The organism is Amycolatopsis sp. NPDC049252 (assembly GCF_043197175.1).
Classification (GTDB): domain Bacteria; phylum Actinomycetota; class Actinomycetes; order Mycobacteriales; family Pseudonocardiaceae; genus Amycolatopsis.
In genome coordinates this window covers 51,100-64,291 of record NZ_JBICSQ010000010.1, presented here as the reverse complement: position 1 = coordinate 64,291, position 13,192 = coordinate 51,100, and the positions used below count along the sequence as shown (strand labels likewise).

General features: G+C 72.1%; 13 protein-coding genes. 8 read left to right on the top strand and 5 right to left on the bottom strand.

Going from position 1 to position 13,192, the window contains the following annotated elements; translation table 11 throughout:
• From ACGFMK_RS15185 to atzF, 5 genes are all read left to right on the top strand, one after another.
• A partial coding sequence (locus ACGFMK_RS15185; protein WP_392762537.1) for a CinA family protein occupies positions 1-364 on the top strand: 364 nt, incomplete at its 5' end.
• A gap of 98 nt (positions 365-462) precedes the next feature.
• Positions 463-930: a helix-turn-helix domain-containing protein gene (locus tag ACGFMK_RS15180; RefSeq protein WP_392762534.1), complete on the top strand. Its 468-nt coding sequence runs from the start codon at positions 463-465 to the stop codon at positions 928-930.
• 242 nt (positions 931-1,172) lie between these two features.
• Entirely contained in the window at positions 1,173-2,018 is an 846-nt protein-coding gene (locus ACGFMK_RS15175) for a PspA/IM30 family protein (protein WP_323331428.1), read from the top strand.
• 32 nt (positions 2,019-2,050) lie between these two features.
• Positions 2,051-3,049, top strand: coding sequence for a hypothetical protein (locus ACGFMK_RS15170; protein WP_392762531.1), 999 nt, complete (start codon positions 2,051-2,053; stop codon positions 3,047-3,049).
• Positions 3,050-3,525: 476 nt separating this feature from the next.
• Positions 3,526-5,280, top strand: a complete 1,755-nt coding sequence (gene atzF / locus ACGFMK_RS15165) for an allophanate hydrolase (protein WP_392762528.1) — start codon at positions 3,526-3,528, stop codon at positions 5,278-5,280.
• On the opposite strand, the gene ACGFMK_RS15160 is transcribed toward atzF, so the two are convergent.
• The 5 genes from ACGFMK_RS15160 to ACGFMK_RS15140 form a co-directional block, all read right to left on the bottom strand.
• The gene (locus ACGFMK_RS15160; protein ID WP_392762526.1) at positions 5,246-6,289 is read right to left on the bottom strand and encodes a quinone-dependent dihydroorotate dehydrogenase; all 1,044 of its coding nucleotides are present in this window, start codon (positions 6,287-6,289) and stop codon (positions 5,246-5,248) included. The two genes, atzF and ACGFMK_RS15160, sit on opposite strands and share 35 nt — an antisense overlap.
• Before the next feature lie 65 nt (positions 6,290-6,354).
• Positions 6,355-6,915 (bottom strand): GNAT family N-acetyltransferase, encoded by a 561-nt coding sequence (locus ACGFMK_RS15155; RefSeq protein ID WP_392762524.1) that lies wholly within the window; start codon positions 6,913-6,915, stop codon positions 6,355-6,357.
• Positions 6,916-7,305: 390 nt separating this feature from the next.
• Complete coding sequence (add, locus tag ACGFMK_RS15150) at positions 7,306-8,352, bottom strand: adenosine deaminase (protein WP_392762521.1); 1,047 nt, start codon at positions 8,350-8,352, stop codon at positions 7,306-7,308.
• A gap of 121 nt (positions 8,353-8,473) precedes the next feature.
• Positions 8,474-9,283, bottom strand: coding sequence for a DNA-formamidopyrimidine glycosylase family protein (locus tag ACGFMK_RS15145; protein ID WP_392762518.1), 810 nt, complete (start codon positions 9,281-9,283; stop codon positions 8,474-8,476).
• 3 nt (positions 9,284-9,286) lie between these two features.
• On the bottom strand, positions 9,287-10,180 hold the full coding sequence (locus tag ACGFMK_RS15140; RefSeq protein WP_392762515.1) for a ParA family protein: 894 nt from the start codon (positions 10,178-10,180) through the stop codon (positions 9,287-9,289).
• A gap of 126 nt (positions 10,181-10,306) precedes the next feature.
• On the opposite strand from ACGFMK_RS15140, the gene ACGFMK_RS15135 reads away from it, so the two are divergent.
• The 3 genes from ACGFMK_RS15135 to ACGFMK_RS15125 all read left to right on the top strand — a co-directional run bounded on the left by ACGFMK_RS15135 (position 10,307) and on the right by ACGFMK_RS15125 (position 13,069).
• Positions 10,307-11,035 carry a class I SAM-dependent methyltransferase gene (locus ACGFMK_RS15135; RefSeq protein WP_392762513.1) on the top strand — a complete coding sequence of 243 codons (729 nt, stop codon included), beginning with the start codon at positions 10,307-10,309 and terminating at the stop codon, positions 11,033-11,035.
• A gap of 208 nt (positions 11,036-11,243) precedes the next feature.
• The gene (gene dinB, locus ACGFMK_RS15130) at positions 11,244-12,458 is read left to right on the top strand and encodes a DNA polymerase IV (protein WP_392762845.1); all 1,215 of its coding nucleotides are present in this window, start codon (positions 11,244-11,246) and stop codon (positions 12,456-12,458) included.
• Between the two features lie 206 nt (positions 12,459-12,664).
• Complete coding sequence (locus ACGFMK_RS15125; protein ID WP_392762510.1) at positions 12,665-13,069, top strand: DUF3040 domain-containing protein; 405 nt, start codon at positions 12,665-12,667, stop codon at positions 13,067-13,069.
• Positions 13,070-13,192: the final 123 nt, after the last annotated feature.

The following is a 13,192-nucleotide window of genomic DNA, read 5'->3' as shown; positions in this document are numbered from 1 at the left end:
CCAGGTGCCGGGGGCGAGCGCCGTGCTGCGCGGCGGCCTGGTGGTCTACGCCACCGAACTCAAGACGCGCCTGGCCGGGGTCGACCCCGAGCTGCTCGCCGAGCACGGCGCCGTGTACCCCGAGGTCGCGGCGCAGCTGGCCGCCGGCGCCCGCGAGCGCTGCGGCGCCACCTGGGGGCTCGGGCTCACCGGCGTGGCCGGCCCGGCCGCCCAGGACGGGGTCGCGCCGGGCACCGTGCACATCGGGCTCGACGGGCTGGGGACACGCACAGTCCGTACCCTGGCCTTGAGCGGCGACCGGGCCTTGATCAGGACCGAGTCGGTCCGCGCCGCGTTTGCCCTGCTCGGGGAACATCTGGCGTGATTCGGGCGTTCGCCCTTGGCGTACGGGCACCCAAATCCTGCGCCCGGGGCGCCGCTCTGGGTAACGTAGGGGGTACTTGTACGGAAGGGAGGCGCGTGATGACCGTGCTGTTGCGTGAGGCGATCGGTGATCGGCTCCGTCATGCCCGCACCAACCAGCGTCGTACGCTGCGCGACATCTCCCGCGCCGCCAGGGTCAGCCTCGGCTACCTCTCCGAGGTGGAACGAGGTCAGAAGGAGGCGTCGAGCGAGCTGCTCGCGTCCATCTGCCAGGCCCTGGACCTTCCGCTCGGCGAGCTGCTGCACAACGTGGCGGCGGACGTCACGGCCCTCGACAACGTCGAGGTCGCACCGGTCGACGAGCGGATCGTGGAAGGCGCGGGCCGGGAGAAGCTGCCCGAGCGCGGTGCCAAGGCCACGGCGGCCGGGATCGAAGGTGGCCGCCTGATGTCCGAGCTGATCGGCAACGACCTCGCTGACCTGCGGGTATCGCCGGCGCCGCGGATGAACACCACGCTGCGCACGACGATCGGGCAGCCGAAGCTGGCCTCGACGATCGCGGCATAGAGACGAAGAATCACGGATCGGACACGACGACGGCCCCGGGCAACGCGCCCGGGGCCGTTCGCGTGGGGATACCGGGGTGATCAGGGACGAACCCTGAAATCCCCCGGGGTCGCCTGGAATGGACGTGGCCGACCTGACACGATGGAACCCAACGCCGGGGTCGGTGCGTTGCATCAGCAGGGGAGCGACGCCCCACCCCGAGTACTCAAGGCCCGTGGGACGCAAGAAGGCAGGCGGAGGAGATGGCCAACCCGTTCGTGAAGTTCTGGAAGTACATGATGGCGGCGTTCTCGTCGAAGATCGACGAGCACGCCGACCCGAAGGTACAGATCCAGCAGGCCATCGAGGAGGCGCAGCGCAACCACCAGGCGCTGACGCAGCAGGCCGCCTCCGTGATCGGCAACCAGCGTCAGCTGGAGATGAAGCTCAACCGGCAGCTCGGCGACGTCGAGAAGCTGCAGGCCTCGACCCGGCAGGCCCTCGTCCTCGCGGACGAGGCGCGCTCGAAGGGTGACGAGCAGAAGGCGACCGAGTTCGAGACCGCCGCGGAGAGCTTCGCGACGCAGCTCGTCACGGCCGAGCAGAACATCGAGGACCTCAAGACGCTGCACGACCAGTCGCTGCAGGCCGCGGCCCAGGCCAAGAAGGCCGTGGAGCGCAACTCGCAGATGCTGCAGCAGAAGCTGGCCGAGCGCACGAAGCTGCTCTCGCAGCTGGAGCAGGCGAAGATGCAGGAGCAGGTCTCCGCTTCGCTGAACCAGATGAGCCAGCTGGCCGCGCCGGGCAACACGCCGTCGCTGGAAGAGGTCCGCGACAAGATCGAGAAGCGCTACACCACGGCCCTCGGTCAAGCGGAGCTCGCGCAGAACTCGGTCCAGGGCCGCATGATGGAGGTCCAGGCCTCCACCACGCAGTTCGCCGGGCAGTCGCGGCTCGAGCAGATCCGCGCGTCGATGCGCGGGGACTCGGTCGCCCAGGTGACCGACGGCGGCGCGGCCGCGGCCCAGAAGCCGGCCAGCAGCTCGGCCGACATCCAGCGTGAGATCCAGGCGCGCGTGCAGGCCGAGCAGGGCAAGAACCCGGCCTGACGCCGGAGCCGGAGCCGAACCAGGGGGCGGGCATGGGACAGCAAGGCAGAGGCCGGGACTTCAGCGAGTTCGGCGCCAAGCTCGACAAGCACATCGAGAAGCTGCCCGAATACGCCCAGCGCGCCCAGGAGAAGCTCCAGAAGGTCCAGAAGTACTTCCCGCCGGCCGATCAGGCCGGCGGGAAGCCCGGGACGGCCCGGCCGTCCTACCAGCGTCCCAACCCGTTGCAGCGGCCGCGGACCCCCGTGCCGCGGATGCCGGACATGACTTCGCTGGCCAACCAGGTCCCGGCCTTCGCCGAGGCGCGGGCCAAGTGGACCCGGTGGAACGAACCCGCCGCGAAGCTGGAACGCCGCAAGCGCCGCACGTCGCGCGCGCTCACCCTGTGGATCCTGCTGACGATCCTGTGCGGTGTCCTCGCCGTGGCCGCCGGGGTCGGCTGGATGAGCGCCACCGGGGCCGCGATGATGCCGCAGGCGATCATGGCGTTCGCCGGAGCGGTCGTGTTCGGCACCTTCAGCGTCCGGTCCGGGGTCAAGCTCCGGGCCCTCAACCGCGTCCAACTGCCGTCCGCGCCGGCCGGGCCGCCACCGCTGCCGCCCGCCGGGTCGGCGGCGCGCGAACCGATGGAACGCCTCGCCGAGGGTGAGGCGTCGCTGGCCGAGCTGCTGCGCCAGCTGTCGGTGCCGTCTTCGGTGGGCACCACGCCGGTTTCCGGGGTGTCCGTCGAGGACGCCCGCCAGACCGCGAACGAAGCCGCGGCCGCCCTGCGCGGCCTGGCGGCCCGCATCCAGGCGATCGAACGGGGCCGCAACGCCGCCCCGGCCCGCGAGCAGGCCGCGCTGGGCGCGGCGGTCGCCAAGCTGCGCGAACAGCTCGACGACGGCCTCGAAGGCTACGGCGGCCTGGTCGCCGCGGCCGGCCACACGGTCGCCGCCGCCGGCGACGGCCTGGTCACCTCCAAACAGGCTCTCACCGACGCCACGGACCGCCTGGCCGGCCTGGCCATGGCCCTCCGCGAACTCTCGTAACGGACCCACCCGATCCCGCGAGTCGTCCGTCCAGGTACGCGAGTCGTCCGTCCAGGTACGTGTGTCGTCCACCTGGGTACGCGAGCCGACCGTCCACATACGCGTGTCGACTGTCCAATCACACGTGTCGGCCCTCCCGTCTCACGTTTCGGCTCGCCGATCACGCGGAAAGCCGTGTCACTGCGCCGTTCAGGTGCCCCGCTCTGCCATCCGGGTGCCGTCACCCGGCTCCGGAGGCCCGTCGTCACGCGGCGTGCGTGATCGTGCGTTTCCCCCCGGCGTCGCCGCCTGTTCACCTCTTGGTTCCGAAACACGCGCGTAATCGGAAACTGATGGCGACGGAAACGTGCACGACCTAACGTTTCTGTCATGCATGCAGTGGTGGCACTCGACGGAAGGCTCTCCGTGCACTGAGGTTCGCCGGCGCCGACCGTACACAGTGGACTTTCTCGATCCGCCGAGGAAAGGACGCCCCCGTGAACACGCTCCCGCCGGAACCGGACCCCGTCCCGCCGACCCCACCCACCGCGTCCCAGCGCGTGATCGCGGCCTTCGAACGCGTCTCCGAGGTCGACCGCCCCGAACTCTGGACCACCCTGCGCGCCATCGAGGACGTCCTCGTCGACGCGAAGGCCGTCGACGAGCGGGTGAAGGCGGGTGAAGACCTGCCTTTGGCGGGCACCGTCATCGCCGTCAAGGACGTGATCGACGTCGCCGGGCAGCCCACCACCGCTGGCTGCCCGTCCTTCGCCCGGGTCCCGGAAACCTCCGCCACCGTCGTCGCCCGGCTCACCGCGGCCGGCGCGGTCGTGCTCGGCAAGACCAACCTCGACCAGTTCGGCTACGGCCTCACCGGCACCCGCAGCCCGTACGGCGCGGTGTCCGCGGCCTGGGACCGCACCAAGGTCGCCGGCGGCTCCAGCTGCGGCTCGGCCGTCGCCGTCGCGCTCGGCATCGTCGACCTGGCGCTGGGCACCGACACCGCGGGCTCCGGCCGGATCCCGGCCGCGCTGAACGCCGTCGTCGGGCTGAAACCGACGCTGGGCCTGCTGCCGATGACCGGCGTCCTGCCGACGTCCCGCTCCTACGACGCCGTCTCCGTGTTCGCGACCGGCCTGGCCGCCGGCCGCCAGGCGCTCGCCCTGATGACCGGCCCGGACGGTGTCGACCCCGGCACCCGCCCCTGGCCCGCCGACGTCCGCCTCGGCGCCGGCGACCACCCGCGGGTCGCCATCCCGGACCAGGCCGGCCTGGCCCCGCTGAGCCCCGCCGCTCGCCTGGCCTTCCAGGACACGGTGACGCGGCTGGTGGCGTCGGGAGCGGTGGTCGAACCGATCGCCTTCGACGCCTTCCGCGAAGCGGGTGAACGGGTCTACACCGGCTCGCTGGACGCCGAAAGCTACGCCGTGATCGGCGAGTTCCTGGGCAAGGACCCGACCGACGCCGACCCGACGGTCGCCGCCCTGGTCCACGGGGCCGGCGGCCACACCGCGCACGCGTTCGCCGCCGACAAGCACCGGCTCGCCGAGCTGAAGGTCCTTGCCGCACAGGCACTCGACGGCTTCGACGCGCTGCTGGTGCCGACCGTGCCGGACCACCCGGAGCTCGCCGAGGCGCTGGCCGACCCGATCGGCGTCAGCCACCGCTTGGCCACCTACAGCGCGTTCGTGAACGTGCTCGACCTGGCCGCGGTCACCGTCCCGGTGCTGCCGGGCGACCGCCGCCCGTTCGGCGTCACGTTCGTGACGCGCGCCTTCGAGGACCAGATCGCCCTCGACCTCGCCACCGTCTGCACGGACGAGCCGATGACGCACTACCCGGAGCCCGGCGAGGACCTCGTCGTGTTCGGCGCGCACCTGCGCGGCCAGCCGCTCAACGGCCGGCTCACCGAGCTCGGCGCCCGCTTCACCGGCCCGGTCCGGACCGCCGAGCGCTACCGGATGGTGCTGCTGGCGACCGAACCACCACAGCCGGGCGTGCTCGAGGACGTCGACGGGAGTGGTCTCGACGGCGAGCGCTGGCGGCTGTCCCCGGCCGCGCTGGGCCGGTTCGCCGCGACGCTGCCGGAGCCGTTCGTGCTGGCCCGCGTGGAACTCGAGGACGGGTCGCGGGTCCTGGCCGTCCGGTGCGAAAAGGACGCCACCGCAACGGCCCCGGGCCTGGAGCGCTACGAATCCTGGCGCGGTTACGTGCGCTTCACGTCCACGGCCGGGCTGCGAGCCCCCGGCTGACGCGCCGCACCAGCCCCGGCCCGTGCAGCGCGAACCCGGTGTAGAGCTGTACGAGGGACGCCCCGGCGTCCACCAGCCGGACGGCGTCGTCGGGGCCGAGGATGCCGCCGACGCCGATGATCGGCAGGCTCCCGCCGGTGTGGTCGTGCACGAACCGCACGACCTCGGCCGCGCGGGTGGTCAGCGGCCGGCCGGACAGTCCTCCCGCCTGTCCGGCCAGGCTGCTTTCCGCGGCCGCGATGCCGTCGCGCGACAGCGTCGTGTTCGTGGCGATGATCCCGGCGATGCCGTGCTCGAGGCAGACCTCCAGCAGCTCGGCCAGCGCGTCGTCGGTCAGGTCGGGCGCGACCTTCACCAGCACCGGCGTCGGCGTGCCGGAGCCGGCGAGCGCGACAGACGTCGACCGCAGCTCGCCGAGCAGCTCGGCCAGCGCCGCGCGGTCCTGCAGCTGACGCAGCCCGGGCGTGTTGGGCGAGCTGACGTTGATCGCGAAGTAGTCGGCGTACGGGTGCAGCGCGCGCAGTGAGAACCGGTAGTCCTCGACGGCGTCCTCGAGCGGCGTGACCTTCGACTTGCCGATGCTGATCCCGAGCGGGACGCCGGGTTTGCCGCCGCGGGCGAGCTTCGCCGCGAGCGCCTCGGCGCCGTCGTTGTTGAAGCCCATGCGGTTGATCACCGCGTCGGTCTCGGGGAGGGTGAACAGCCGCGGCTTCGGGTTGCCGGGCTGCGCCAGCCGCGTCACGGTGCCGACCTCGACGAAGCCGAAGCCCAGCCCCGCCCACGCGGGCAGCGCACGGCCGTTCTTGTCCATCCCGGCGGCGAGGCCGACGCGGTTCGGGAACCGCAGGCCCAGCACGGTCACCGGGTCGTCGACGCGGCAGAGGCGGCTCAGCGCCGGAGCGGCCTTGCCGAGGCGGGAGAGGACGCCGATCGTGCGCTCGTGCACCAGCTCGGGGTCGTGGTGGGACAGCCGGTACAGCGCCGGGCGGACGATCTTGTCGAAGAGCACGCCCTCATGCTGCCAAATCACCCGGAACGCGCGACCGGAGCGTCACCTGGGCGTGAACGGGCCCACTACGCGCGGGCCTTCCACTCGTCTTCGAGCATCCCGAAGACGAGCTCGTCGGTCCACTCGCCCTTGACGATCTCGTTCTCCCGCAGGTGCGCTTCCTCACGCATGCCGAGGCGCTCCATGAGCGCGGCGGAGGCGGTGTTGCGGCCGTCGCACCGGCCGATGATCCGGTGCAGCCCCAGGTCTTCGAAGCCCAGGCGCAGCAGCTCGGTGGCCGCCTCGGCGGCCAGGCCCTTGCCGTGGTGGTCGGGGTGGAAGACGAACCCGATCTCGCCCTGCCGGTGCTCGCTGCTCAGCCACTCGAGGTTCAGGTCGCCGATCAGCTGCCCGGTCGAAGCCAGCTCGACCGCGACGGCCAGGAACTGCCCTTCCTTCGTCAACGTCGAGCTGTGCACCCGTTTCGCGAGCGCGGCGGCCGATTCGGCGCGGCTGCGGGGACCCCAGTACAGGTAGCGGGCGACGTCCGAGCGGGACTGGAAGGAGTTCAGCGCGTCGAGGTCGTCGGGCGTGAACGGGCGCAGGAGCAAGCGTTCCGTGGTGATCGGGTAGTCGGGCCTGAGCATGTTCCCAGGCTAGCGAGGGATACGCCGTTCGGGGGAGGGAACCGGGAAATCCGATCGGCGAAAGCGGAGGTCCGGTCGCCGGGCGGTCATCCGCCGCCGATCGGTGGCGTGACCTGCACAAATGAGCGGTTTTGGGGTGCCCCCAGGGTGTCTCTCGAACGCCGTCAAACGCTCGAGCCCGGGCCGGACCGGTGCCCGGGAACCCTGGAGGCCCGGTGACTGCCTGGTATTCGCTATCAGGCAAGCACGGGAAGCAGGCGATGAGCCGAAGGTGGCTCCGTTGTATCGCTGCTCAAAGTCCCATCTCGTACCATCCGCTAGCGGACAGTCACCTCACGAGTCCTGTTGGAATACAACTTAGGACCACCTCCTCTCTCGTGTACCGCCACGCTAAACGAAGTTCGCGGTACCCGGCAACGTCATTTCGGTGATCTCACTTTTCAGGAGAGCTTTCGGTGCGTCACCGAGGAAGGACGCGTCGACGGCGTTCTCCGCGAGCCGCGCCAGCTCGGCCGCGGTCAGGGCCAGCGCCTCGGCCACGGCGACGTACTCGCCGGTGAGCGTGGCGCCGAACATCGGCGGGTCGTCGGTGTTGAGCGTGACGACGACGCCGTGGTCGAGCATCCGCCGCACCGGGTGCGCGGCGACCGAGGCGACCTGGCCGGTGCGCACGTTCGACGTCGGGCACACCTCCAGCGGAATCCGGTGCGCCGCAAGGTGTTCGAGCAGCGCCGGGTCGGCGGCGCAGCTCGTGCCGTGGCCGATCCGCTCGGCGCCGAGGTCGTGCAGCGCGGACCAGATCGTGGCCGGCCCGGTGGTCTCGCCGGCGTGCGGCACGCTGTGCAGCCCGGCTTCCCGCGCCCGCGTGAAGAACGGCGCGAACTGTGCCCGCCCGACACCCAGCTCCGGCCCGGCGAGGCCGAAGGACACCAGGCCCGCGGGGCGTTCGCGGAGCGCGAACACGAGGGTTTCGGCACCGGCCTTGGTGCCCTTTTCGCCGGGAATGTCGAAACACCAGGCCAGTTCCACGCCCAGTTCGGCGGCGCGGGCCCGGCCGGACTCGAGCCCGGCGAGCAGGTCGTCGCCGGGCATGCCGTCCAGGAGGTGGTTGTAGGGCGTCACGGTGACTTCGGCGTAGCGGCAGTTCTGTGCGGCGAGGTCGGCGGCCAGGCCGGCCACCAGGGTGCGGACGTCGTGGCGGTCGCGCACCAGCGACGTGACCGCGAAGTAGACCGTGAGGAAGTGGTCGAAGTCGCGGAAGGTGAAGAACGCCGCGAGCTCGCGTTCTTCGGTGGGGACACCGGCTTCCGGGCGGCGCCGGGCCAGCTCGAGGACGGTCGGCAGGCTCGCCGAGCCGACCAGGTGGACGTGCAGTTCGACCTTGGGCAGGGCGCGGGCGAACGCGCGCAGCGCCGGCCCGGTCGGTATTTCGGGCATGACGGAACTCCCTGACGTGCGGATGCGGTGACGTGGCTGCGCGCGCGGCTCAGGGAGCGAGGTCGCCGCGTTCGGTGTCGGTCCCGTAGAGCGGGAGCTTGAACGACGTCACGGGGTCAGCTTAGCCCGGGGGAGCCGGGCCGGACTGGCACTTCGGGCAGAACCACGTGAGCCGCCGCTGGACGTCGTGGCCCTGGTTGCGGACCAGGACGCGGCCGCCGCAGTGGAGGCAGCCCTGCCGTTCGCGGGCGTAGACCCAGTTCTTCCGGTTGCGGTCGAGGTGACCGGTGGTGCTCTGGTCGAACCGCCCGGACGCGGCGTTGGCCAGCAGCAGCTTGCGGCCGAGCGCGACCGTCGTTCCGGCGTCCACTTCGGACACCGGCGTCCACGGCGTCACGCCGAGCAGGAAGCAGATCTCGCACTTGTAGAGGTTCCCGACGCCCGCCATCACGCGCTGGTCGAGCAGGGCCGCCCCCAGCTCGCGCGCCGGATCGGCGGCCAGCGCCGACGCCGCGCGGGCCGCGTGCTCGTCCGTCCACTGTGGATCGAGCAGGTCCGGGCCGAGGTGGGCGACGAGGTCGCGTTCCTTGGCCGTGGGCACGAGCTTGAGGTCGTGGACGCGGAACCCGATCACCTGGACGTCGGCCGCGGTCAGGACCACGCGGGCGTGGTGCCCGGGCCGGCGCCACTTCGCGCCGGCGGCGTAGACGTCCCACATGCCGTCCATCATCAGGTGCGAGTGCAGGGTCAGGTCGCCGGAGAAGCGCGTGAACAGGTGCTTGCCGACCGTGCCGACGCCGAGCACGTCGCGCCCGGCGAGGTCCACAGTGGCCAGTTGCGGCACGCGGAACTGCCCGCGCAGCAACGTCTTCCCGGCGATGGCCCGGTCGAAGCGCTTCCCGACGAGATAGACGGTGTCACCTTCGGGCATGGCTCACCCCGCGGTTTCGGACACCTCGGCCGGGGCCGCCGGGGTCTCCGGTGCCGGGCCTTCGGGCCAGTCCGGGCCCTCGGGCTCCTCGCCGTGGACGCGGTGGCGGCCCGCGCGGTTGGAGCGCAGGACCTTGGCCAGCACCATGTTGAACGTCAGCGCGATCTCCTGCGCGCCGGGGGAGTGCCACTCGTGGATCGGGCTGCACGCGCCCTGGGCCTGTTGCACGGCCAGCCGGTCGGTGATCGCCGTCGGCATCACCAGCGAGCCGAAGTTCTCGCGCAGCTCGGCGATCCGGAACTGGTGCTCGTAGGAGCGCACGCGCAGCTTGTTCACCAGCACGCCGATCGGGCGCAGGTCCGGGTTGAGCTCCTTGCGGATGTTCTCGATCGCCTCCAGCGCCCGGCGGGCCCCGGCGACGGCGTACATCGTCGGCTCGGTGACGATCAGCGCGCTGTCCGCGGCAACCAGCGCCGACTTCGTCAGCCGTCCCAGCGACGGCGGGCAGTCCAGGATCACCAGCTCGTACGGCGTTTCGCGCAGCGGCTCGCGGTGCAGCTCGTCCAGCGCGCGGGAGAAGTTCGCGAGCCGGTCGCTGTCGGCGTCCGGGTCGTTGAGCAGCTCCAGCTCCTCGGCGCCGACGAGGACGTCGACGTCTTCGCTCCACACGCTCGGCGCGATCGCGCGCTTCAGCGTCTCGCGGGTGGGGTCCTCGAGCACGTCGGCGAGGGTCGCGTCGGTGTAGGGCGGGTCGAGCGAGGTCGTGGCGTTGCCCTGCGGGTCCAGGTCGACCACCAGGGTCCGCGTGCCCCTACGCAGGGCGGCGGAGGCCACACCGAGGGCGACCGTCGTCTTGCCGACGCCCCCCTTGAGGCTGAGTACGGCGACCGTGTGCACGGTGTCCAGCCTACGGGTGAGGGCCAGCGGGGCCACCGGGCCAGCCGCCGTGATCGCTCCCACGGGGTTGTTCACCCGAAGGGACCAGCCGGGAGGAAAGCCGGACCGGGCACTACTCTGTGCGACATGAAGACGGAGACCGTGGCCGCCCGGGGTTCGGGCGCCGTCCGCCGGGTGCTCGAGGCCGAGATCGAGGCCGCCCGCGCGCGGGGCGCCGAGCACCCCGGCGTCGTCGACGTGGGCGGCGGCAGCGGTGGCTGGGCGGTGCCGTTCGCGGCGGCCGGCTGCCGGGTGACGGTCGTCGAGCCGAGCCCGAACGCGCTCGCCACGCTCAAGCGCCGGGCCGACGAGGAGGGCGTCTCCGACCGGATCACGGTGATCGCCGACGACGCCGACGCGCTGGGCCGCCACATCCCGGACGGTTCGGCCGACCTGGTCCTGGCCCACGGCCTGCTGGAGATCGTCGACGACCCGGCCGCGGTGCTCGCGGCTCTGGCGGCGGCGGTCGCCCCGGGCGGGGCGGTGTCGGTTCTGGTGGCCAACCGCCACGCGGCGGTGCTGCACCGCGCGCTGGCCGGCCGGGTGGCCGAAGCCCGGCAGCTGCTCACCAGCGCCGCCGGGATCGCCGCGGGCGACACGGTCCTGCGCCGCTTCGACGGCGACGGCCTGCAGGCCCAGCTGGAGGCGGCGGGCCTCGAGGTCACCCTGCTGCAGGGCGACCGGGTGATCGCGGACCTGGTCCCGGGCGACGTCCGCGAAGAGGACCTGGTGGAGTTCGAGCAGGCGGCGGCCTCGTCGCCGGCCCTGCGGGCGATCGCGGGCCGCCTGCACGCGGTGGCCCACCGCCCGGCCTGACCGCTGTACCGCCGCGACTTCTCAGGCTCCCGAAGTGACGTCTCCTGTCGTCCAGGCGCATCTTTCTCGGCGAAAGTGACGTGCGGAGCCGGCGGGTTTCCGACTTGGGGTTCGTGTCACACCCTGGTGCGGGCCTCGGCGTCCGGAACTGTCGGTGGTGGCCGGTAGCGTCCCCCTCGTGGGGCGAAACGCTGAACTTCCCGGCGGCATGGGCCGGTTCCGGGTCCGGCCGGGGGAACCGCCGCCGGACGACACCGGCTGCGGGATGCTGCATGTCGACATGGACGCTTTTTTCGTGTCCGTGGAGCTGCGCACCCGGCCCGAGCTGGCCGACCGGCCCGTCGTCGTGTCCGGGGGCGGGCCGCGGGCCGTCGTGGCCGCCGCGAACTACCCGGCGCGCAAGTTCGGCGTGAAGTCGGCCATGCCGTTCTCGACCGCGAAACGCCTCTGCCCGCACCTGATCAACATCCCGCCGACCTCGGGGCTCTACGGCGAGGTCTCCCGCGGCGTGATGGGCATCTTCCGCGACCTCACCCCGCTGGTCGAACCGCTGAGCCTCGACGAAGCCTTCCTGGACGTCAGTGGCGCGCTGCGCCGCCTCGGCGCGACCCCGGCCCAGCTCGGCGCGCGGATCCGCGAGCGCGTCGCGGCCGAACACGGCATCACCTGCTCGGTCGGCGTCGCGAAGGTCAAGTTCGTCGCGAAGCTGGCCTCGGGCATGGCGAAGCCGGACGGCATGGTCGTCGTGCCCGCCGCGGAGACCCTCGCCTTCCTGCACCCGCTGCCCGTCTCGGCGCTGTGGGGCGTCGGCGCCCGCACCGAGGAGAACCTGCGGCGGCTCGGCCTCGACACCATCGCCGACGTCGCCGCGTTCCCACCCGAACGGCTGAAGAAGTCGCTCGGCGTCGCCGCCGGCGAGCACCTCTACCGCCTCGCGCACGGCGTCGACGAGCGGGAGGTCGTCACCGAGGCGCCGGACAAGTCGTTCGGCGCCGAGCACACCTTCGACGTCGACCGGCACGACCGGGCGGAGATCGGCCTCGAGCTGCTGCGCCTCGCGGAGCGGGTCGGCGCCACCCTGCGCGGGCGGGGCGTGCGCGGCCGGACCGTCTCGATCAAGGTGCGGTTCGCGGACTTCCGGACCATCACCCGCGCCCGCACGCTGGTCTCGGCCACCGACGTCGCCCGCGAGATCACCGCGGTCGCCGTGGCGTTGCTCACCGAGCACGCGCCGACCGGCGCCGTCCGCTTGATCGGCGTCCGGGTCGAGGGCCTCGAAACGGGCGAAGCGGGCGAGCAGCTGGTGTTCGACTCGCCGGCGCCGCGGTGGCGGGACGCCGAGGTCGCGGCCGACGTCGCCCGCTCGAAGTTCGGGTTCGCGGCCGTCCGGCCGGCGTCGCTGCTGACCCCGCGGGACCCCTGAACCGGTCACGATCGGCGACGGTGACGGTCCGTCAGCCCTCCCCGGCCCGGATTTACCCCAATTCGATCCCTTCTGGATGCGGGATCGGGTAGTCGTCCGGGCGCGGGCCTCGTATCCTGGACAGTGCCACCCCGCCTGGGGTTGGCTGTTGGGTCCAGGACGTTGCGCGGCCCGGCGCCCGCGACAGCTGTGCCGGAGGAGGAAAGATGCCACTCTCCGAGCATGAGCAGCGGCTGCTCGATCAAATCGAGCGCGAGCTCTATGCCGAGGACCCCAAGTTCGCATCCACGGTGCGTGGCACCCGGTTGCGTCGCCCCGCTCGCCGACGGCGTATTCAGGGCATCGCCCTGTTCGTAGTGGGCGTGGCCCTGCTGGTGCTGGGCGTGGTGGTGCCGCAGTTCCGGGTGGCCGACATCCCGCTGATCAGCGTGCTCGGGTTCCTCGTGATGTTCTTCGGGGTCATGTTGGCCGTCACATCGCTTCGGCACGGCGCCGAAGCGGACGGCAAGGGCGGTGGAGCGGGCTCACGGGGTGGCAAGCAGCAAGGCCGCCGCAGCTCCTTCACCCAGCGGATGGAGGAGCGCTTCCGCCAGCGCTTCGAAGAGCAGTAGCGCCGCAAGACCACGAGATCCGCGTCCCGCCCCCTCCGGTGGGACGCGGATCTTCTTGTGTGCTCACCCGCCGCCGCGGATCCGCCCGCCCCGGTGACAACGGTGGGTGACCCTCGGACGGGT